The organism is Saccharopolyspora soli, from assembly GCF_022678645.1.
Lineage (GTDB): Bacteria > Actinomycetota > Actinomycetes > Mycobacteriales > Pseudonocardiaceae > Saccharopolyspora > Saccharopolyspora soli.
Genome location: NZ_JALBWV010000066.1, coordinates 16,428 through 35,949, shown reverse-complemented (window position 1 = coordinate 35,949; position 19,522 = coordinate 16,428). Strand labels below are relative to the sequence as shown.

Genomic DNA, 19,522 nt, shown 5'->3' with positions numbered 1-19,522 from the left:
TATGAGCGTGCCGACCGCACAGGACACCGCCGCGGTCCGGGAATACGTGGCGCCGCAGTGGAAACTGATCTGGTGGCGGTTCCGCAAGCACCGGCTGGCGATGATCAGCAGCGCCATCATGCTGCTGTTCGCCCTGGTCGCGATCTTCGCCGAGGTCATCGCGCCGCAGAGCGCGGACACCGTGGACGAGCGCTACACCTACCTCCCCCCGCAGCAGCTGCACCTCATCGACACCTCCGGCGGTGAACTGGATTTCGGGCTGTACGTCCACGGGTACGACACCGAGGTCGATCCCTACACGCTGGAACGGTCCACTGTGGTCGATACCTCGGCCAAGATCCCGGTCGGCCTGTTCGTCAAGGGCGAGCCCTACGAGCTGTGGGGACTCATCCCGGCCGATGTCCACCTGATCGGCCCCAAGAACCCGGAACAGCCGATGTACCTGCTCGGCGCGGACCGGCTCGGACGCGACATGCTGTCCCGGATCGTGCACGGCGCGCGGGTTTCGCTGTCGATCGGGCTGACCGGCGTCGCCCTGACCTTCGCGCTGGGCGTCCTGCTCGGCGGCATCTCGGGGTACTTCGGCGGGGCGGTCGACACGGTCATCCAGCGGATCATCGAGCTGCTGATGTCGATCCCCACGATTCCGCTGTGGCTGGGACTGTCGGCCGCGCTGCCCGCCGACTGGGGACCGCTGCAAACCTACTTCGCGATCTCGGTCATCCTCGCGCTGATCGGCTGGACCGATCTTTCCCGCGTGGTCCGCAGCCGGTTCCTCGCCCTGCGGGAAGAGGATTTCGTGCGCGCGGCGGTGCTCGACGGGTGCAGCAGGTTGCGCATCATCTTCCGGCACATGCTGCCGTCGTTCACCAGCCACATCATCGCGTCGCTGACGCTGGCGATCCCGCTGATGATCCTGGCCGAGACCGCATTGTCGTTCCTCGGCCTCGGTCTGCAAGCACCCGTGGTGAGCTGGGGCGTGCTGATGCAGGAAGCGCAGAGCATCGTCGCGGTGGCCACCGCACCGTGGGTGCTCACGCCGGGCATCGCGGTGGCGATCGCGGTCCTGGCGCTCAACTTCGTCGGAGACGGACTCCGCGACTCGGCCGACCCCTACAGCAGGTGAGCGATGCCAGACAACGACAACGTGCTGCTGGAAGTACGCGGGCTGAAGACCCACTTCCCGGCTCCCGCCGGGACGGTGCGGGCCGTGGACGGTGTGGATCTGACCGTCCGAGCGGGGAAAACGCTCTGCGTCGTCGGCGAGAGCGGGTGCGGCAAGAGCATGACCGCCCGCTCGCTCATGCAGCTCGTCGAGCCGCCGGGCAAGATCGTCGCTGGCGAAGTGCTCCTGCACCGCCGGCACGAGACCATCGACCTCGCGGGGCTGAGCCCCCGAGGCCGCAAGATCCGCGAGGTGCGCGGCCGGGACATCGCGATGATCTTCCAGGAGCCGATGACCTCGCTGAGCCTGGTGCACCGCATCGGCGACCAGCTCATCGAGGCGATCCGGGTGCACCGCGACGTCGGCAAGCGGCAAGCGCGCGAGCAGGCGATCGAACTGCTCGCCAAGGTCGGCATCCCGCGGCCGGACAAGCTGGTGGACGGCTACCCGTTCCAGCTCTCCGGCGGGATGCGCCAGCGGGCCATGATCGCGATGGCGCTGTCCTGCGAACCGGACCTGCTGATCGCCGACGAGCCGACCACCGCGCTGGATGTGACCACCCAGGCCCAGATCATGGAACTGCTGGCCGAACTCCAGCGGGAACTGGGCATGGCGATCCTGCTCATCACCCACGACCTGGGCGTGGTGGCCGAGATGGCCGACGAGGTCGCGGTGATGTACCTGGGCACGGTCGTGGAGCAGGCGCCGGTGGACGACATCTTCCACGACCCGCGGCACCCGTACACGCGGGCGCTGCTGAAGTCGATCCCCCGGGTCGGTCGGGCCGCGCGGCACCGGCTGGAGTCCATCAGCGGGGCGGTGCCCTCGCCGCACGACCGGCCCACCGGCTGCCCGTTCCACCCCCGCTGCCCGGAGGTCATGCCAGGGCGCTGCGACACCGAGGTGCCCACCGCGGTGCGGCTCGGCGCCGACCGGCACGCGAGCTGCCTGCTGCACGAGCCGATGATCCCCAGCCAGACCCGAGGGAGTGTCGCCGATGACCGCTGACCCGGTTGCCGGTCAAGTCGAACGCCCGCTGTTGACGATCAAGGACCTCAAGGTCCACTACCCGGTGCGCGCCGGGGCGTTCCGCCGCGCCGCCGGTCACATCCGCGCCGTCGACGGCGTGGACCTGACCGTCCGGCGCGGCGAGAACGTCGGCGTGGTCGGCGAATCCGGTTGCGGCAAAACGACTCTCGGCCTCAGCGTGCTCCGGGCCCACGACCGGGTTCGCGGCGAGATCCACTACCTGCGCGCCGACGGCACCTCGGTGGACCTGGCCCGGCTCAGCCGCAAGGAGCTCAAGCCCTGTCGCCGGGAGATCCGGATGATCTTCCAGGACCCGCACTCCTCGCTCAACCCGCGGCTGACCCTGCTCGACATCATCGGCGAGCCGTTGAAGGTCAACGGGGTCGCGACCGGTCAGGAACTGGTGGACCGGGTCGGCGAGATGCTGCGCAAGGTCGGCCTGCGACCCGAGCACATGCGCCGCTACCCGCACGCCTTCTCCGGTGGCGAGCGGCAGCGCATCAGCATCGCCCGTGCGCTCGTGCTCCAGCCACGGCTGGTGGTGGCCGACGAAGCGGTCAGCGCGTTGGACGTCTCGGTGCGCGCCCAGATCCTCAACCTGTTGCAGGACCTGCAGGACGAGTTGGGTCTGACCTTCCTGTTCATCTCGCACGATCTGTCCATAGTGGAGTGCGTCTGCGACCGGGTGGCGGTGATGTACCTCGGCAGGGTCGTCGAACTGGCCGACACCGCGGCGCTCTACGCCCAGCCCGCGCACCCCTACACCGAGGCCCTGCTGTCCGCGGTGCCCAAGCCCGACCCGCGGCTGCGCCGCGCACGCCAGCGGATCGTGCTCCAGGGCGACGTGCCCGACCCGGCGAATCCGCCGTCCGGGTGCGCGTTCCGAACCCGCTGCCGCTTCGCCACGCAGCTGTGCGCCGAGCGGACACCGGAACTGCGGGAGGTCGCGCCGAAGCAGTACTCCGCCTGCCACTACGCCGGTGAGCTCGCGCTGCGCGGGATCCAGTGAGGACACGGGAGGAACCAGCGATGAACGGCATGCCACGGCGGGACTTCCTGCGGTTGGGTGGGATGAGCGTGCTGGTCGGCGCCACGAGCGGCTGCGGGTTCTTCGAGCTCGCACCGGCCAAGGCCGGAGGCACGCCGGTCGGTCCGAAGGGCCGGGAAGCGCCGATGCTCGCCGAACTGGTGAGCCATGGCGAACTGCCGCCGGTGGAGGCCCGACTGCCGAAGAATCCGCTGGTGGTGCAACCGAATTCGCGGATCGGCAACTACGGCGGGGAGTGGCACACCACCATCCTCGGCTCGGCGGACTGGCCGTGGCTGGGGCGCACGGTGGGCTACGAGGACCTGACCCGGCGGACCGTCGACTGGACCGGCACCATCCCGAACCTCGCCGAGGAGTTCCACTACAACGACGACGCCACCGAGCTCACCGTCCGGCTGCGCGAGGGGCTGCGGTGGTCCGACGGGGTGCCGTTCACCGCCGACGACATCGTGTTCGCGCTGAACGACGTCCTCAACGACGGGACCCTGTACCCGAACAAGTCCGCGGACCAGCCCACCGCCGTCAAGATCGACGACCTCACGGCCCGACTCGTCTTCCCGCAACCCAACGCGCAGTTCGCCTCCTACGACAACTTGTCCTATCAGATCGTCAACAAACCGCTGCACTACCTGCGGAAGTTCCACAAGAAGTACAACCCCGACGCGGACGAGTTGGCTCGCCAGGAAGGTCACGGCGGCTGGATGGAGTTGTTCGACGCCAAGGCCGGAATCTCCAATGACGCGTTGTACTGGCAGAACCCCGAGATGCCGTGCATGTACCCGTGGCAGCTCAAGACGCCGCTGGGAACGTCGAACCGGGTGATCCTGGAACGCAACCCCTACTACTGGAAGGTCGATCCGGAAGGCAGCCAGCTGCCCTACATCGACCGGGTCGTGTTCGCCGTGCTGCTCGACGAGGAGGTGATGCTGACCCGCGCGCTCAACGGCGACTTCAACATGCACATGCGGCACTTCACCACGCAGGCGAACAAGCCGGTGCTCGCGCACAACCGCGCGGGCGGCGGCTACCGCTTCTTCGACACCGATCCCGGCGAGATGAACACCTGCCTGATCTCGCTGAACCTCACCCACCAGGATCCGGTGAAGCGGGAGATCTTCAACAACAAGGACTTCCGCATCGGGCTGTCCCACGCCATCAACCGGCCGGAGATCATCCAGGTGGTGTACCAGGGCCGCGGTGAGCCCTGGCAGGCGGCACCGCGCCGCCAGACGCCGTTCTTCGACGAACGACTCGCCAAGCAGTACACCGAGCACGACGTCCGGCTGGCCAACGAACACCTCGACCGCGCCGGTTACGCCGAGCGCGACGGCGGTGGCTTCCGGCTCGGTCCCGACGGCCGACGCATCGCCTTCACCGTCGCGGTCCCGGGCGGGGACCGGCCGGACATGCTCGACTCGATGGATCTCGTGCGACGCCACTGGCGGGCCGTGGGGCTGGACGTCCAGGTGGACACCGAGGACCGGTCGTTGTTCCAGTGGCGCAAGGAGAACAGCAGCCACGACGCCAACGTCTGGCCGGGCGACAACGGACTGCTCGACGCGATGTTCGAACCCCGCTGGTACCTGCCCACCAACAGCACCGAGTCGGGCTACGCGATCCCGTGGGCCAAGTGGTACAACAGCCTCGGCGGCGAGGGTGAGGCCCCGCCAGCGCCGGTCCAGGAGCAGATGCGGCTCTTCCGGGCGTTGCAGGCTGCCGTCGATGTCGAGCTGCGGTACGAGTTGATGCGGCAGATCCTGCGGATCGCAGCCGACGAGTTCCTGGTGATGGGCCTGAACCTCTCCCCGGCCGGATACGGGATCGTGGCCAACAACTTCCACAACGTCCCGGACAAGATCTACGACTCGGCGGTCTACAACAACCCCGCGCCGACCAACCCCGAGCAGTACTTCATCGAAGACCGCTGACCGCGATCCGAGCTGTGGGTGAAGGGCACCTTTCACCAACATACTTGGTAAAAGGTGCCCTTCGCCTCACCTTCGTGTCGTTCAGTCGTCGAGCGACATGTGGACGAGCTCCCAGATGTGGCCGTCGAGGTCCTGGAAGCTCTTGGTGTACATCGGGCCTTCGTCCATCGGCTCGTTGGCAGGCTGCGCGCCCGCGGCGAACGCCTTTTCGGCCATCTCGTCGACCTGCGCCCTGGATTCCACGCCGAGGGCCACCACCACCTCGGTGGCCTTCGTGGCGTCCACCAACTCCTTCTTGGTGAACTGCTTGAAGAACGGTTCCACCAGCAGCATCGCGTAGGCTTCGTCGCTGATCACCATGCACGTCGCGTTCTCGTCGGTGAACTGCTGGTTGAAGCTGAAGCCCAGCGCGGTGAAGAACTCGATGGACTTGCCGAGGTCCTTGACGGGCAGGTTGACGAAGGTCTTGATGGACATGCTTGCTCCTCTTCGCGAAATGAGTTGATCAGCGGTTGACCAGCGGGATGGAACGACGACGTCCCCAGGCGATCGCCAGGAACACCAGGCAGAGGACGAACGGCATCGATGCCAGAGCGGGCGAGCCGAACACGAACAGCTGGGTGATCGTCGCGCCGATCATGACGCCAGCCAGACCCAGCGCGGCCAGTCCGGCCAGCCGGGGCACCAGCAGGCCGATCGCGCCCAGCAGTTCCAGCGCGCCGGTCAGGTAGCGGAACCACTGCCCGAGCCCGATCAGCCCGAACATCTGCACCGTCATCGGGTCACCGAGCAGCTTCGGGACCGAGGCGAACACGAAGAACGCCGCCAGGAGGACCTGCAGCACCCAAAGCGCCACATGCACGCTCCGCCGCTGGGAAACAGTCGCGATCGAGCTGGTAGTCATGGCGTTGCACCCTTTCCGATCTGCCGGGAATGTCGACTACCCGTACAGACCGGAGGAGAAACGAAAACTCATCGCGCCCGGCGGAAAAAATCGCATCAGGCAAGCGGCGTAGCCGCTTCCAGCGGTGAACCGCGCCACCGCGACGAGCAGCTGGACCACAGCTGAGCCACCGCAAGCGCCGAAGGCGCTTAGCCCACCTATGCAACCGGCACCGCCGCGGGTTCTCAGGGGTCGTCTCGGGAGGACAGCCACGACGTGATGTATTGGCATACATGATGTCGGGGATCCCGGACCGAGACGGCCCCTGATGAGGTTCCGCCACCCGCACCGCCACGCAAAACGACCCGAGCTCTCTCTCCCTCACCGGCAGGTCAGTGCGCGACGACCTGGTCCAACACGGTGCTGAACACCTCGCGGTCCACGGTCGCCGGATCCTGCGACAGCCACCGCCCGATGTCCCGCACGAACTGCGCCGGGGTCATCGGCGAAACCGGATCGCCGTCCTGTTCCACGGTGGTGACGTCACCGGCGCGGCTGGGATAGATCAGCACCACACCACGCACCGCGACGCCGGGCAGCAACTCCTCGAAGGTGGCAACACCTTCCGGCAGCCGGGTCGCGCCACCCCGGAACGGATGGCCGTTGCGCCACAACGTGCCCTCGTCGTCGGCGGTGTAGTGGCCGGGCAACCAACTCTTGGACTCCACCAGCACCAGCCGCCGACCGCAGAGCACCGCGTGGTGCACGTCCTCGAACACCGAGTCGGGCCACGACAACCCGTGGAACACCCGCACGCCCGGCAGCCGGGTCAGGTACTTCGCGCACAGCTCGGCGGTCAGTTGCTGGGCCCGCTCGTGCTGCACGTCCGGCAGGCCGAAGACCCGGCGGCCGCCGTACTCCGCGACGAACGACCGGTCGGTGCGGTGCGCCCGGATGTGCCGCCGCAGCAGCAGCACGATCACCACGCCCGAGGCCACCAGCAGGGACAGCCAGACGCCCATCAGCACCGCGGTCAACTCGACGGCGAGCCCGGCCAGCAGCAACAGCGACCAGCCGCCGACCAGCGCCAACGTCGGGGCCCGGTCCGGCCCGATGATCGGCAGGTAGCGGATCCGGGCGTTGGGATCAACGGCGTCCCACCACGGGATGTCGTCCAGCCGCAGCCGTGGCTGCTTCGGCACGTAGGTCGGGTCGTCGCCGAAGTCCCGCCGCCGACGCCGCTCGGCGGCCTTCGGGCGGATGGGCTCCGCGGCGTTGTCGTAGTCGGCACGGCGCACCGGATCGTTGAGCGTCTCGTACGCCTCCTGCAGCAACCGGAAGGTGCCCGCGGTGCCACCGACATCGGGGTGCATGCTGCGCGCCAGCGACCGGTAGGCGGACTTGATCTCCGCTGCCGTCGCGTCGCGGTCCACACCGAGCAACTCGTAGTAGTCGACCCCGCGCACTGCCCTCCCGCCTCCCGCTGCTGCGCGGCAATGATAGGGCTTGCGCCGAAGCCAAGATCAACCGCGTGCGGGTGTTTCGTCCGCGACTTCCGCGATGTCCTGTCCTGGGATGACCTCGGTGCCGTCGGTGAGCAGGAAGCGGGTCACGATGCCGCTGGTCTTCGCTTTGACCGGGTTGTAGGTCTTCACCGCCTCGATCACCGCGATGGTCTGGCCGGGATCGACGTGACCGCCTTCGCGCACGTACGGGTCGGCCTCCGGGGCCGGACGCCGGTAGAACACGCCGGGTTGCTGGGCCTTCACAGTGGACATGTCCGGTACCGTGCCCGCTCCCCCGCCGGGCCGCCACCCGGCTGACCGGGCCGGGGACGAAAAAACCCGCTGACCGACCGGTCAGCGGGCTCTTCCACGCGGGCGGCCGAGACGGCGTGCGCCGTCCCTCCCTTTTGGCCACCCGGGACAGCCGACCGGTCCTCGGTGGCGCCTTGAACCGGCACGGCTAGTTCCGCGGTCGAACGCCGGGTTCGCGGGCCGGAGCGCAGGGATGCTCCGGTCGGCTCGCCCAGCACCGCCAAGTCGTTCGTCGGCGGACGCGAAGTCCGCCCACGCCACCCTAGCCGACGCTGCCCGCCACGTGGGGCACAACGTGACCCACGGCTCCCCGGCGGCGCACCCGGCACTCCCGTCACCGACCGGGAACTCCCGCGAATTCGACCGCCTCGACGCACCGGTGCTATTGATCTTCCCAATCGAGAGCGGAATTCATCACCGGACCGGACAAAACCTCGCAACACGGTATTCGCGTGATCATTCGAGCATTCCGGTCATTGCTCGATCAAGCAGGTCAACGGCCCGCTGGCGAAAGTCGCAGGTCGATGCCACGGTTTTCACAATTGCTTGACACCAAGGTGAGCCTTACCTAGGTTTCGATCGCTCGACAGCTGCGAGAAAAGGAAGACGTGGATGCTATTCAGCAATGCCCTGATCGGCCTGCGCGAAGGGCTGGAGGCCGTTCTAGTGGTCAGCATTCTGGTCGCATTCCTGGTCCGCACCGAGCGCCGCCGAGCCCTCCCACTGGTCTGGGGCGGGGTGGGCGTCGCGGTGGCGTTGTCGGTGGCCGTGGGCGCGCTGTTGACCTACACCGCCGCCACGCTGAGCTTCGAAGCCCAGGAGGCTTTCGGCGGGACCGCTTCGATCGTCGCGGTCGTCTTCGTGACCGGCATGATCTTCTGGATGCGCCGGGCAGGCCGCACGCTGGCCGCCCAACTGCGCGGCCAACTGGACGAGGCGCTGCGGCTGGGCCCGGTCGCGGTGGCCACCTTGGCGTTCCTGGCGGTCGGCCGGGAAGGCATGGAGACCGCCGTGTTCTTCTTCTCCAGCGTGCAGTCCGCCGGTGGCGGCACCGCGCTACCGCTGGTCGGCTTCGTGATCGGCATCGCGATCGCGATCCTGCTCGGCTGCCTGATCTACGTCGGGGCGGTCCGGATCAACCTGTCGAAGTTCTTCACCGTCACCGGCGTGCTGCTCGTCTTCGTCGCCGCCGGGGTCTTCGCCTACGGGGTGCACGACCTGCAGGAAGCCGCGGTGCTGCCCGGTCTGCACACCCTCGCCTTCGACGTCAGCGCCGTCGTGCCGCCGACGTCCTGGTACGGCGCGCTGCTCAAGGGGATCTTCAACTTCTCGCCGCAGACCACCGTGCTCGAAGCCGTCGTCTGGGTCGGTTACGTGGTGGTCGTGCTCCCGTTGTTCCTTCGTCCGCACCGCGGCGCCGCCCGGCCCGCCAGCATCCGCACCGGAGAGGCCAAGTGACCATCAAAGCCCGCGCCACCCTGCTTCCCGCGCTGTGCACCGTCCTGCTCGCCAGCTGCGGCGGGCAACCCGGCGGCAACGCACCCGGCGCGATCTCGGTGCAGGCCGGGGACAACGCCTGCACGCTGTCGACGACCTCCGCCCCGGCCGGGACGATCCGCTTCGACGTCACCAACACCGGCAGCCAGGTCACCGAGTTCTACCTATTCGGCGAAGGCGATCGGATCGTCAGCGAGGTCGAGAACATCGGGCCCGGCCTGACGCGGCAGCTCGTCGCCGACGTACCGCAGGGCGGCAAGTACACCACGGCGTGCAAGCCCGGCATGCAGGGCGACGGCATCCGCGGCGAGTTCACCGTCACCGGTTCCGCTGCCGCCCCGGACGGTGCGGCAGCGCGGTCGGTCACCGATTACAAGCAGTACGTCGACCAGCAGGCCGCCGAGCTCAAGACGAGCACCGCGCGGTTCGCCGAGGCCGTCAAATCCGGCGATGTGGCGCTGGCCAAGCAGTTGTACGCCTCGGCCCGGCTGCCGTGGGAGCGCATCGAACCGGTCGCGGAGAGCTTCGGCGACCTGGACCCGAAGATGGACGGCCGGGAGGCCGACCTGGAGCCGGGCCAGGCGTTCACCGGTTTCCACCGGTTGGAGAAGGACCTCTGGGTCACCGGGCCGCAGCCGGACACCGCGGCGATCGCCGATCAGCTCGTCGCCGACACCGACCAGCTCGTGGCGCAGACCAGCGGTGTCGAGCTGACCCCGGCGGGCATCGCAGGCGGCGCCAAGGAACTGCTCGACGAGGTCGCCACCAGCAAGGTCACCGGTGAGGAGGAAACCTTCTCGCACACCGACCTGTGGGACTTCCGGGCCAATGTGGACGGTGCGAAGCAGGTGATCAGCGCGCTGCGGCCGGTGCTGGCCGCGAAGGACCCGCAGCTGCTGGGCACCCTGGACGAGAAGTTCGCCGCGGTGGACGCGCTGCTGGCGCGCTACCAGGTCGGCGACGGCTTCCGGCTCTACACCGAGCTGTCCCCCGAGCAGGTCCGCGAACTCGCGGCGGCGGTGGACGCGCTCGGCGAGCCGCTGAGCAAGACGGCGGGCGTGGTCGTGCGATGACCGGTGTGTCGCGCCGTCGGCTGTTCGGGCTGACCGGCGCCGGTGTCGCGATCGCGGGCGCGGGCGCCGGAGCCGGGTACGTCGCGAGCAGCCGCCCCGACGAGGCCGCGGCGACGGTGCCGTTCCACGGAGCGCACCAGGCGGGGATCACCACGCCCGCGCAGGACCGGATGCACTTCGTGGCTTTCGACGTGACCACGACCGACCGCGCCGAGCTGGTCGCGCTGCTGCGCGACTGGACTCGGGCCGCCGAGCGGATGACCGCCGGGCTGGAGGCGGTCGACCACGGCGCGGTCGGCGGGTCCGCCGAGGAGCCGCCCGGCGACACCGGCGAGGCGCTGGACCTGCCCGCGTCCGCGCTGACGCTGACCATCGGATTCGGCCCGTCGCTGTTCGACGGGCGGTTCGGCCTGGGCGACCGGCGTCCCGCCGCGCTGATCGACCTGCCGCACTTCCCCGCCGACAACCTCGACCCGGCCCGCAGCGGCGGCGACCTCTGCGTGCAGGCGTGCGCCAACGATCCGCAGGTGGCCGTGCACGCGGTGCGCAACCTGGCGCGCATCGGCTTCGGCAAGGTCGCGGTGCGCTGGTCGCAGCTCGGCTTCGGCCGGACCTCCGCCACCTCACGAGCCCAGAGCACGCCGCGCAACCTCTTCGGCTTCAAGGACGGCACGAACAACCTCAAGGCCGAGGACACCGCAGAGCTGGACAAGCACGTCTGGGCCCAGCCAACCGACGGTCCGCAGTGGATGTCCGGCGGGAGCTACCTGGTAGCGCGGCGGATCCGGATGCAAATCGAGACCTGGGACCGGACGTCGCTGCGCGAGCAGGAGGCCGTCGTCGGCCGCGCCAAGGGCACTGGCGCTCCGCAAGGCGCGGGCGAGGAGTTCGACCCGGTTGACCTCCAGGCCCGCGGACCGGACGGCGAGCTGCGGATCGCCGAGGACGCGCACATCCGGCTCGCCGCGCCCGCCACCCACGGCGGCGCGCGGATGCTGCGGCGCGGCTACAACTTCACCGACGGATCGGACGGCCTCGGGCGGCTGGACGCGGGGCTGTTCTTCGTGTGCTTCAACCGCGATCCGCGCACCCAGTTCGTGCCGGTGCAGCGCACGCTGTCCAAACAGGACGCGATGATGGAGTACCTGGAGCACACCGGATCGGCCATCTTCGCCTGCCCGCCCGGCGTCGAATCCGGCACCTACTGGGGCCAGCCCCTCTTCGAAACCTGACCCCGACGCAGCGCCGCCTGAGTGCCTGTCTTTGGTCTTGTTTTTGACGCGGCGAAGCCGCTTAGCCCACCTATGCAACCGGCACCGCCGCGGGTTCTCAGACCGTGCCCACTGGCGTTCTCTGGAGGACCTACCAGAAACAGGCTCTGCGAGCCCTCTGACGAGGGGTTCTGCTGTCCGGCAGGGGCGTCGTCGCGGCGCGATGATGAGCGCATGGACGTAACCGAAGTGTTGCTGCCGGGGGTCGGCCTGCGCTACGAGTTCACCACCACCGACGGCCAGCGCATCGGCGTGGTGGCTCGTCGACGGGGCGACTTCGAGTTCGTCGCCTACCCCGGCGATGATCCGGACGAGGTCCGGTTGCTGTTCCGGCTCAGCGAGGACGAGGCCGACGCGGTCACCGAAATCCTCGGCGCGCCGCGGATCGCGGAGCGATTCGCCGACCTGACCCGCGAGGTTCCGGGGCTCAACGCCGGGCAGGTGGAGGTCACCGCGGGTTCGGCATTCGCCGGACGCACGCTCGGCGAGACCCGCGCGCGCACCCGCACCGGCGCGTCGATCGTGGCGATCGTGCGCGGCGAGGACGTCATCGCCTCCCCCGGACCCAGCCAGACCTTGGAGGCCGGGGACATCCTCGTGGTGATCGGCACTCACCATGGCATTACCGGGGTGGAACACATCCTGGCGGGGTGAACCGTGCACACCTCGATCGCGCTCCTGCTGGAACTCGGGATCGTGCTGATCGTGCTCGGCGCGGTCGGCACGGTGACCCGGCGCTTCGGCGTGTCCCCGATCCCGCTGTACCTGCTGGTGGGGCTGGCGGTGGGCGAAGGCGGCATCGCGCCGCTGCCCGCGGCGCGGGACTTCGTGGAGATCGGCGCGTCGATCGGGGTGGTGCTCCTCCTGCTGACCCTCGGTCTGGAGTTCTCCATCGAGGAGTTCACCGTCACGCTGCGGCGGCACGTCCCGTCCGGCCTGGTGGACATGGTGGTCAACGCCGTTCCGGGTGCGCTGGCGGGCTGGCTGCTCGGGCTGGACGTCACCGGTGTGGTGGCGATGGCCGGGGTGACCTGGGTGTCGTCGTCGACGATCGTGTCCCGGCTGCTGGACGACCTGCACCGGCTCGGCAACCGGGAGACCCCGGCGGTGCTGTCGATCCTGCTGCTGGAGGACTTCGCGATGGCGGTGTACCTGCCGATCCTGGCGGTGCTGGCCACCGGCGGTACCGCGCTGCACGGCGTGGCCAGCGTCGCCGTCGCGGTGGGTGTGCTGCTGCTGGCGCTGGGGGCGTCGCGGCGGTGGGGGCATCGCGTCGGGCACCTGGTCGACGACCGCGACACCGAACAGCTGCTGCTGCGGATCGTCGGGTTGGCGCTGGTGGTGGCCGCGATCGCCGAGTTGGCCGGTACGTCCGCCGCAGTCGGGGCGTTCCTGGTCGGCTTGGCGCTGACCGGCCCGCTGGCCGACCGGGTGCGTTCGCTGGTCGCGCCGCTGCGCGACCTGTTCGCCGCCGCCTTCTTCCTGGCCATCGGCATTTCGGTGGCACCGGCCTCGCTGGTGCCGCTGCTGCCGCTGGCCATCGCGCTGGCGGTGGTGTCGGCGCTGACCAAGATCGGCACCGGTTGGTACGCGGCGGCCCGCAGCGGCGCCGGGCGGCGCGGCCGGTTGCGCGCGGGCAGCGTGCTGGTCGTGCGCGGCGAGTTCTCGATCGTCATCGTCGGCCTGGCTGCCGTCCCCGGCGGCGCGCTCGGCCCGCTGGCCACCGCCTACGTCCTGATCCTGGCGATCACGGGACCACTGCTCACCTGGTGGTTCAGCCCGCCAAGAGTCGTGAGTGCGAAACCGGGCTAGCCACTCACGACCCCATTCAGGTGATGGGTGAGGGGCACCCTTCACCAAGTTACTTGGTAAAGGGTGCCCCTCACCCCGCCCCGTCAGTGAGGGTTCCAACCGGGGCTGCGGCGGGCGATCTTGACGAGGTCGGCTGCGGCGTGCCTAGGATCGCTGAGCTGGTGCGCCACCGCGTCTGGCCAGGTGAGGGAAAGGCAGGACATGTCGACGAATCCGCTAGCGCCCGGCGTGTGGGGCGTGGTCGCCACCCCGTTCGCCGGATCCACAATGGACATCGACGAAGCCAGCTTGGCCGGGTTGGTCGAGCACTACCAGCGGATCGGCGTCACCGGGCTGACCGTGCTCGGCGTCTTCGGCGAAGCGGTCCGGCTGTCCACCGCGGAGCGGCGCGCGGTGTTGGAGGTGGCCGTCGCGGCCAGCGACCTGCCGATCGTGGTGGGCGCGTCCAGCACCTCGCTGGCACCGGTGGTCGAGGAGGTCGAGCTGGCGACCGAAGTGGTCGGCGACCGGCTCGCGGGTGCGATGGTCCAGGTCAACACACCCGACCCGAAGCAGCTCGCGGTGCACCTCGCAGCGGTCCACGCGGCGACCGGGGCTGGCCTGGTCGTCCAGGACTATCCGTTGGTCACGGGCGTGTCCATCAGCGCGGCGAGCCTCGCTTCGGCGGTGCGCGAGGTCCCGTCCGCGGTGGCGGTGAAGGCTGAGGCGCCGCCGACGCCGCCCGCGATCGCGACGTTGGCCGCGACCACGGACGTGCCGGTGTTCGGCGGCCTCGGCGGCATCGGGCTGCTCGACGAGTTGGCGGCCGGATCCGCTGGCGCGATGACCGGTTTCTCCGTGCCCGAAGGACTCCTCGCCTGCGTCGCGGCCTGGCAGCAGGGCGGTTACGACGCCGCCCGCGCGGCGTACGCGCCGTACCTGCCGCTGGTGAACTTCGAGGCGCAGGCCCGGATCGGGCTGGCGATTCGCAAGGAAGCGCTGCGCCGCCGCGGTTTGCTGCGGGAATCCGGCGTGCGCGCACCCGCGCCGGGCATGCCGGAAAGCCTCGTCGACCAACTGGACCGGCATCTGGCGGCCACCCCGCACGCGAAGATCAGCTGATCGGCCTGGTTCTTTCCGGCTCCCCCGCTCGGTGATCTCGGCAACCGCACCGCCTCGGCCGAGATCCCCGAGCAACGCTCTCGCGTAGAGTGGTCGAGCGAATTCGCCCGCCTGGGCGGATGGCGATTCCTCCGCTGAGACGGAACGTGCGGCCTGATGGGGGTCTTGCTGGTGCAGAATCTTCGGTCCCGGATCACTTCCTGGTTCGCGCGCCGATACCTCGCCCGGATGCGGAACAGGGGTCTCGGGTCCGCCATGCCGGATGCCGCGCTGATGCCGTTGCAGCGCAACGGCCTGGATCCGGTGCCCGACCTGGGACGCACCCGCGAAGAGACACCGATCAGCAAGCTCCCGGTGCCGTTCGGGGCGAACGTCTGGCTGGTCACCGGGTATCGCGAGGCCAAGGCGGTGCTGGGCGATGCCGAGCGCTTCAGCAACGACTTCACCCACCTCGTGGGGCGGATCGGCGTCACCACCGAGGACAACCCCGGCGGTCTCGGCTTCACCGACCCGCCCGCGCACACCAGGCTGCGCCGCCTGCTGACCCCGGAGTTCACCATGCGCCGACTCGCGCGGTTGGCGCCGGAGATCGACGCCATCGTGCGGCAGCGGCTCGACGCGATGGCCGAAGCCCCGCAGCCGGTCGACCTGGTGCGCGATTTCGCCCTGCCCATTCCTTCCCTGGTGATCTGCGAACTGCTGGGCGTCCCCTATGCGGAGCGCGCGCAGTTCCAGCAGCTGAGCGTGACCCGGTTCGACCTGTTCAGCGGGTTCGACGCCTCGCTGGGCGCGATGTCGCAGTCGATGGCGTACCTGCACCGGGTCGTCGAGGAGCAGCGCAGCTATCCCGGCGACGGTCTGCTGGGCGCGCTCATCAAGGAGCACGGCGACGAGGTCAGCGATCGGGAACTGGCCGAACTCGCCGACGGGGTGCTCACCGGCGGATTCGAAACCACGGCGAGCATGCTCGCGCTGGGGGCGCTCGCACTGCTCCGGGACCCGGACCTGCTGGCGCTGGTCCGCGACGACGATGCCGCGGTTCCCGGCTTCGTCGACGAATTGCTGCGCTACCTCACGGTCGTCCAGGTGGCGTTCCCCCGGTTCGCCCGCGAGGACGTGGAAATCGCGGGCACCAGGATCTCGCGGGGCGATGTCGTGGTGTGCTCGTTGAGCGGCGCGAACCGGGACGACTCGTTCGGGCCGAACACCGACCGACTGGACCTGTCCCGTCGCGGCCCGTCGCACCTGGCCTTCGGGCACGGGATCCACCGCTGCATCGGAGCGGAACTCGCGCGCATGGAGCTCCGCGAGGCATATCCGGCCCTGGTGCGGCGGTTTCCGGAAATCCGCCTCGCGATCCCCCCGGAGAACCTCGCGTTCCGGAAAGCATCGATCGTCTACGGACTCGAATCCCTACCGGTCCGGTTGAGTTGACCGGACACGGGGTCACCATGAGGAGATGGCGGCGGAATCGAGCGTGTTGGTGCGCCTCGATCCGGACCTGTGGTTCTTCGCCGCACCGCAGCGCCGGGTCGAGCAGTTCGAGCTGCGCTACGACGGCACGGCCACGCTGGGGCACCTCGCCGAATCGCTCGGCGTGCCGCTGCCCGAAGTCGGCCCGCTGCTGGTCGACGGCACTCCCGCGACACCGGCGCAGCAGCCCCGGCCCGGCTCGACCATCGAGATCGGCCCGGTCAGCCGTCCGCAGCCGGGGCCGCCGCGGTTCGTGCTGGACGTGCACCTCGGCAAACTGGCCCGGCGACTGCGGCTGCTCGGCATCGACACCGCCTACCGCAACGATGCCGCCGACGACGAGCTGATCGCGCAGGCCGAACGCGAGCAGCGGGTGCTGCTTACCCAGGATCGCGGTCTGCTCCGGCGCCGGGCGCTGTGGGCTGGTGCCTACGTGCGGGGCGCCGACCCGGCGCGGCAGCTGGCGGACGTCATCGCCCGGTTCGCCCCGCCGCTGGCGCCGTGGACCCGCTGCACCTCGTGCAACGGCCCGCTCGATCCGGTGCGCAAGCAGGACGTGCTGGGCGAGATCGAGTCGGGAACCCGCCGCTATTACGACGAATACGCGCGCTGCCGCGATTGCGCGCAGGTGTACTGGCGAGGCGCGCACGCCCGGCGGATCAACGCGATCATCCGGGCCGCGCGCCTCGCCCACCCGGGCATCAGCCCGTGATGGCGTTGAGCGTCGGCAGGTACGCCTGGGCGTGCCCGTCGGCGTCCGGGTGGAAGGACTCCACAATCGGATTGCTCGGACCGTTGATCCACTCGTCGGAGCTGCAAACGCCGTGCCCGGCGAACGCGTCGCGGGTGTCGGCGTAGGTGAACCCGGCGGCTGCGGCCCGGTCGGAGATCACGCCCGCCAGCTCATCGGCGCCTTCGTTGAGCCGCTGCCGCTTGGCGTCGGTGAAGCCGGGAATGCCGCAATCGCCGAGTTCGTTGAGCCGCGGGTAGCCGATCACCACGACCTCGGCGTTGGGCGCGGCCTGGCGGATGTTGGCGTAGGTGGTGTCGAGTTTGCCCGGCAATTCGTCGCGGGCCTTGGCGCTGGCTTCGTCGACCGCCGAGTCGCAGCTCGAATCGGTGCCGAGCAGGCAGCTCTGGATGACGTCGGCGAAACCGATGTCGTTGCCACCGATCGAGATGGTGACCAATGTCGTGTCCGCGTTGAGCTGGTCGAGTTGGCCGGAGTTCACGTCGTCGGTGACAGCGCCCGAACACGCCACGAACGCGAAGTTCGCGACGTCGTGCGAATCCGCCCACAACTGGGCGTAGGACTTCGGGCTGCGCAGGCAGTCACCGCTGTCGTCGAAGTACTCCCGCGTGCCGACCCCGGATGCGTAGGAGTCACCCAGGGCTGCGTAGTTGTCGGCGGCGGACTCGGCGAACGCCGGGGTTGCCAGAGTTGTCGTTGCCAGAGCGATCGCCGCGGCGGCACCGGGGATGTGCCTTGAGTGGCGCATGCTTCCTCCGATCGGAGAGCGAAAACGCCACAATTCAAAGAGATCTTGGCAACATACCGGACGATTTGGCGAATACCCGCCAGTAACCGCATGTCCGGCACAGCAGAGGACGCGAAAACAGCCGCCATAAGGGTGATTTCGAAAATCTCGACCAACCACAGTGGACGAATCATGCTGCCCCGATCGGCGGCTCGGCACGATACGGCGGACAGCGCAACAGCGGAGTAGACCAATGCCCGCGATTCGGAGGATCGCACCGAACTGGCCGTCCGGGGCAGACGGCGGGCGGTGTCGCGTGGCATCGTGCTAGGTACCCGGCACCCATCACCCGTCCCAATTTTCGAGGAGGGCGCATGTCGCTCCGGGTTCCTGACCACTGCACGCCGTCGGCCGTGCTCGCCCGTGCGGCCGCGGCGGCGCCGGAAGCCTTCGACGGGCTCAATCCGCGCAACCTGATCGACGGCCAGTGGGAGGCGGTCGGCGAACCGGCCCCGCAGATCACTCCGGTGGACGGTTCGACCTTCTCCCAGCTGCCCAAGATCGACGGCGAAAGCGCAACCCGAGCCGTGCAGGCTGCCGCCCGCGCGCACCGGACCTGGGCGCAGACCACCTTCGAACATCGCCAGACCGCGGTGTCCGTGGCGGTGGAGTCGATGTCCCAGGTGCGCGATGACCTGGCGCTGCTGCTGGCCTGGGAGATCGGCAAGCCGTGGAAGCTGGCGTGCGCCGACGTCGACCGCTGCCTGGACGGCGTCCGCTGGTACCTGGACAACGCCGAGCACATGTTGTCCGTCGACGTCGAGGACGCGCCGTACAAGCGGCAGGCCCTACCCGGCCCGGTCAGCAACATCGCGAGCTGGAACTACCCGATGAGCGTGCTGGTGCACGCCGAGCTGGTGCAGCTGCTCGCGGGCAACGCGGTCATCGCCAAGACGCCGACCCAGGGTGGTGCGGTGACGTTGACCGTCGCGCACGCGCTGATGGCCCGTGCGGGGCTGCCCGCGACGCTGGTCTCCGGCGACGGCTCCCGTCTGTCGGACCCGCTCGTGCGGAGCCCGGAGATCGGTGCGGTGGCGTTCGTCGGCGGGCGTTCCAACGGCGGCAAGATCGCCGCGCAGCTGGTCGACACCGGCAAGCGGCACATGCTCGAACAGGAAGGTCTCAACACCTGGGGGCTGTGGGAGTTCTCCGACTGGGAGGGCTTCGCCGCCCACCTGCGCAAGGGCTTCGAGTACGGCAAGCAGCGCTGCACGGCGTACCCGCGGTTCGTGGTGCAGCGCAAGCTGGTCGACCAGTTCCTCGCCGCATACCTGCCAGTGGTGCAATCGGTGCGTTTCGGACATCCGCTGGCGGTGACCGACGGAGCTGAACTCCCCGCGCTGGACTTCGGCCCGCTGATCTCAGCGGCCAAGGCAACCGAACTGGAAGGCCGGGTCGCCGAGGCGCTGCGGCACGGCGCGGTGCCGCTCTACCACGGCAAGCGCGAGGACGGCCAGTTCCTCGACGGCCAGGACATCTCGGCCTACGCCGCGCCGGTCACGCTGCTCGCCCCGCCCGGCGCGAGCCGCCTGATGCACGAGGAACCGTTCGGACCGGTGGACACGATCGTCGTGGTCGACACCGAGGCGGAACTGTTGGCGCAGATGAACGCCTCCAACGGCGCGCTGGTCGCCAGCATCGCCTCCGACGACGCGGCGTTCGCCACCCAACTGGCCGAACACGTGCAGGCGTTCAAGGTCGGCGTCAACAAGCCGCGCTCGCGCGGCGACCGAGAGGAGCCCTTCGGCGGCCGGGGAGCGTCCTGGAAGGGCGCGTTCGTCGGTGGCCAACACCTAGTGCACGCGGTCACCCAAGGCCCACCGGGGGAACAGCTCTACGGAAACTTCCCCGGCTACCACCGCTACCCCGTGACATGAGGTGAACCAG

The 19,522-nt window shown here is 69.2% G+C and carries 18 protein-coding genes; 13 read left to right on the top strand and 5 right to left on the bottom strand.

Annotation, left to right across the window (positions count from 1 at the left end; genetic code table 11):
- Position 1 precedes the first annotated feature (1 nt).
- The 4 genes from MOQ72_RS35490 to MOQ72_RS35475 are packed head-to-tail and all read left to right on the top strand — an operon-like array spanning position 2 to position 5,170.
- Positions 2-1,126, top strand: a complete 1,125-nt coding sequence (locus MOQ72_RS35490; protein WP_242190211.1) for an ABC transporter permease — start codon at positions 2-4, stop codon at positions 1,124-1,126.
- A gap of 3 nt (positions 1,127-1,129) precedes the next feature.
- Entirely contained in the window at positions 1,130-2,173 is a 1,044-nt protein-coding gene (locus MOQ72_RS35485) for an ABC transporter ATP-binding protein (protein ID WP_242190210.1), read from the top strand.
- A complete protein-coding gene (locus MOQ72_RS35480; RefSeq protein ID WP_242190209.1) occupies positions 2,163-3,203 on the top strand; it encodes an ABC transporter ATP-binding protein in 1,041 nt (346 codons plus the stop codon). Before MOQ72_RS35485 ends, MOQ72_RS35480 begins: the two co-directional genes overlap by 11 nt.
- Positions 3,204-3,223: 20 nt before the next feature.
- The gene (locus tag MOQ72_RS35475) at positions 3,224-5,170 is read left to right on the top strand and encodes an ABC transporter substrate-binding protein (protein WP_242190208.1); all 1,947 of its coding nucleotides are present in this window, start codon (positions 3,224-3,226) and stop codon (positions 5,168-5,170) included.
- 81 nt (positions 5,171-5,251) lie between these two features.
- On the opposite strand, the gene MOQ72_RS35470 is transcribed toward MOQ72_RS35475, so the two are convergent.
- The 4 genes from MOQ72_RS35470 to MOQ72_RS35455 all read right to left on the bottom strand — a co-directional run bounded on the left by MOQ72_RS35470 (position 5,252) and on the right by MOQ72_RS35455 (position 7,831).
- Complete coding sequence (locus MOQ72_RS35470; protein ID WP_242190207.1) at positions 5,252-5,647, bottom strand: VOC family protein; 396 nt, start codon at positions 5,645-5,647, stop codon at positions 5,252-5,254.
- 28 nt (positions 5,648-5,675) lie between these two features.
- Positions 5,676-6,074 carry a DoxX family protein gene (locus tag MOQ72_RS35465; protein WP_242190206.1) on the bottom strand — a complete coding sequence of 133 codons (399 nt, stop codon included), beginning with the start codon at positions 6,072-6,074 and terminating at the stop codon, positions 5,676-5,678.
- Positions 6,075-6,445: 371 nt separating this feature from the next.
- Positions 6,446-7,519, bottom strand: a complete 1,074-nt coding sequence (locus tag MOQ72_RS35460) for a J domain-containing protein (protein ID WP_242190205.1) — start codon at positions 7,517-7,519, stop codon at positions 6,446-6,448.
- A gap of 57 nt (positions 7,520-7,576) precedes the next feature.
- Positions 7,577-7,831 carry a biotin/lipoyl-containing protein gene (locus tag MOQ72_RS35455; RefSeq protein ID WP_242190204.1) on the bottom strand — a complete coding sequence of 85 codons (255 nt, stop codon included), beginning with the start codon at positions 7,829-7,831 and terminating at the stop codon, positions 7,577-7,579.
- 651 nt (positions 7,832-8,482) lie between these two features.
- Here MOQ72_RS35455 and efeU point away from each other — a divergent pair.
- The 8 genes from efeU to MOQ72_RS35415 all read left to right on the top strand — a co-directional run bounded on the left by efeU (position 8,483) and on the right by MOQ72_RS35415 (position 16,809).
- A complete protein-coding gene (efeU, locus tag MOQ72_RS35450; RefSeq protein WP_242190203.1) occupies positions 8,483-9,328 on the top strand; it encodes an iron uptake transporter permease EfeU in 846 nt (281 codons plus the stop codon).
- The gene (gene efeO / locus MOQ72_RS35445) at positions 9,325-10,440 is read left to right on the top strand and encodes an iron uptake system protein EfeO (RefSeq protein WP_242190202.1); all 1,116 of its coding nucleotides are present in this window, start codon (positions 9,325-9,327) and stop codon (positions 10,438-10,440) included. Before efeU ends, efeO begins: the two co-directional genes overlap by 4 nt.
- A complete protein-coding gene (efeB, locus tag MOQ72_RS35440) occupies positions 10,437-11,672 on the top strand; it encodes an iron uptake transporter deferrochelatase/peroxidase subunit (RefSeq protein ID WP_242190201.1) in 1,236 nt (411 codons plus the stop codon). The genes efeO and efeB overlap by 4 nt, the downstream gene beginning before the upstream one ends.
- Before the next feature lie 213 nt (positions 11,673-11,885).
- Entirely contained in the window at positions 11,886-12,365 is a 480-nt protein-coding gene (locus tag MOQ72_RS35435; RefSeq protein ID WP_242190200.1) for a cation:proton antiporter regulatory subunit, read from the top strand.
- A gap of 3 nt (positions 12,366-12,368) precedes the next feature.
- On the top strand, positions 12,369-13,523 hold the full coding sequence (locus tag MOQ72_RS35430) for a cation:proton antiporter (protein WP_242190199.1): 1,155 nt from the start codon (positions 12,369-12,371) through the stop codon (positions 13,521-13,523).
- A gap of 201 nt (positions 13,524-13,724) precedes the next feature.
- Positions 13,725-14,624: a dihydrodipicolinate synthase family protein gene (locus MOQ72_RS35425; protein WP_242190198.1), complete on the top strand. Its 900-nt coding sequence runs from the start codon at positions 13,725-13,727 to the stop codon at positions 14,622-14,624.
- Positions 14,625-14,852: 228 nt separating this feature from the next.
- Entirely contained in the window at positions 14,853-16,058 is a 1,206-nt protein-coding gene (locus MOQ72_RS35420) for a cytochrome P450 (RefSeq protein WP_242190197.1), read from the top strand.
- A 25-nt stretch (positions 16,059-16,083) separates the two neighbouring features.
- A complete protein-coding gene (locus MOQ72_RS35415; protein ID WP_242190196.1) occupies positions 16,084-16,809 on the top strand; it encodes a Mut7-C RNAse domain-containing protein in 726 nt (241 codons plus the stop codon).
- Here MOQ72_RS35415 and MOQ72_RS35410 read toward each other — a convergent pair.
- Complete coding sequence (locus MOQ72_RS35410; protein WP_242190195.1) at positions 16,799-17,596, bottom strand: SGNH/GDSL hydrolase family protein; 798 nt, start codon at positions 17,594-17,596, stop codon at positions 16,799-16,801. The genes MOQ72_RS35415 and MOQ72_RS35410 overlap by 11 nt on opposite strands.
- A gap of 353 nt (positions 17,597-17,949) precedes the next feature.
- Here MOQ72_RS35410 and MOQ72_RS35405 point away from each other — a divergent pair, with 353 nt between their 5' ends.
- Entirely contained in the window at positions 17,950-19,512 is a 1,563-nt protein-coding gene (locus MOQ72_RS35405) for an aldehyde dehydrogenase family protein (protein ID WP_242190194.1), read from the top strand.
- Positions 19,513-19,522 lie beyond the last annotated feature (10 nt).

What these genes read in the sequence shown, in the direction of transcription:
- MOQ72_RS35490 (WP_242190211.1), top strand. Translation starts at nt 2, where the DNA reads ATGAGCGTGCCGACCGCACAGGACACCGCCGCGGTCCGGGAATACGTG.
- MOQ72_RS35485 (WP_242190210.1), top strand. Translation starts at nt 1,130, where the DNA reads ATGCCAGACAACGACAACGTGCTGCTGGAAGTACGCGGGCTGAAGACC.
- MOQ72_RS35480 (WP_242190209.1), top strand. Translation starts at nt 2,163, where the DNA reads ATGACCGCTGACCCGGTTGCCGGTCAAGTCGAACGCCCGCTGTTGACG.
- MOQ72_RS35475 (WP_242190208.1), top strand. Translation starts at nt 3,224, where the DNA reads ATGAACGGCATGCCACGGCGGGACTTCCTGCGGTTGGGTGGGATGAGC.
- MOQ72_RS35470 (WP_242190207.1), bottom strand. Translation starts at nt 5,647, where the DNA reads ATGTCCATCAAGACCTTCGTCAACCTGCCCGTCAAGGACCTCGGCAAG.
- MOQ72_RS35465 (WP_242190206.1), bottom strand. Translation starts at nt 6,074, where the DNA reads ATGACTACCAGCTCGATCGCGACTGTTTCCCAGCGGCGGAGCGTGCAT.
- MOQ72_RS35455 (WP_242190204.1), bottom strand. Translation starts at nt 7,831, where the DNA reads ATGTCCACTGTGAAGGCCCAGCAACCCGGCGTGTTCTACCGGCGTCCG.
- efeU (WP_242190203.1), top strand. Translation starts at nt 8,483, where the DNA reads ATGCTATTCAGCAATGCCCTGATCGGCCTGCGCGAAGGGCTGGAGGCC.
- efeB (WP_242190201.1), top strand. Translation starts at nt 10,437, where the DNA reads ATGACCGGTGTGTCGCGCCGTCGGCTGTTCGGGCTGACCGGCGCCGGT.
- MOQ72_RS35435 (WP_242190200.1), top strand. Translation starts at nt 11,886, where the DNA reads ATGGACGTAACCGAAGTGTTGCTGCCGGGGGTCGGCCTGCGCTACGAG.
- MOQ72_RS35425 (WP_242190198.1), top strand. Translation starts at nt 13,725, where the DNA reads ATGTCGACGAATCCGCTAGCGCCCGGCGTGTGGGGCGTGGTCGCCACC.
- MOQ72_RS35420 (WP_242190197.1), top strand. Translation starts at nt 14,853, where the DNA reads ATGCGGAACAGGGGTCTCGGGTCCGCCATGCCGGATGCCGCGCTGATG.
- MOQ72_RS35415 (WP_242190196.1), top strand. Translation starts at nt 16,084, where the DNA reads ATGGCGGCGGAATCGAGCGTGTTGGTGCGCCTCGATCCGGACCTGTGG.
- MOQ72_RS35410 (WP_242190195.1), bottom strand. Translation starts at nt 17,596, where the DNA reads ATGCGCCACTCAAGGCACATCCCCGGTGCCGCCGCGGCGATCGCTCTG.
- MOQ72_RS35405 (WP_242190194.1), top strand. Translation starts at nt 17,950, where the DNA reads ATGTCGCTCCGGGTTCCTGACCACTGCACGCCGTCGGCCGTGCTCGCC.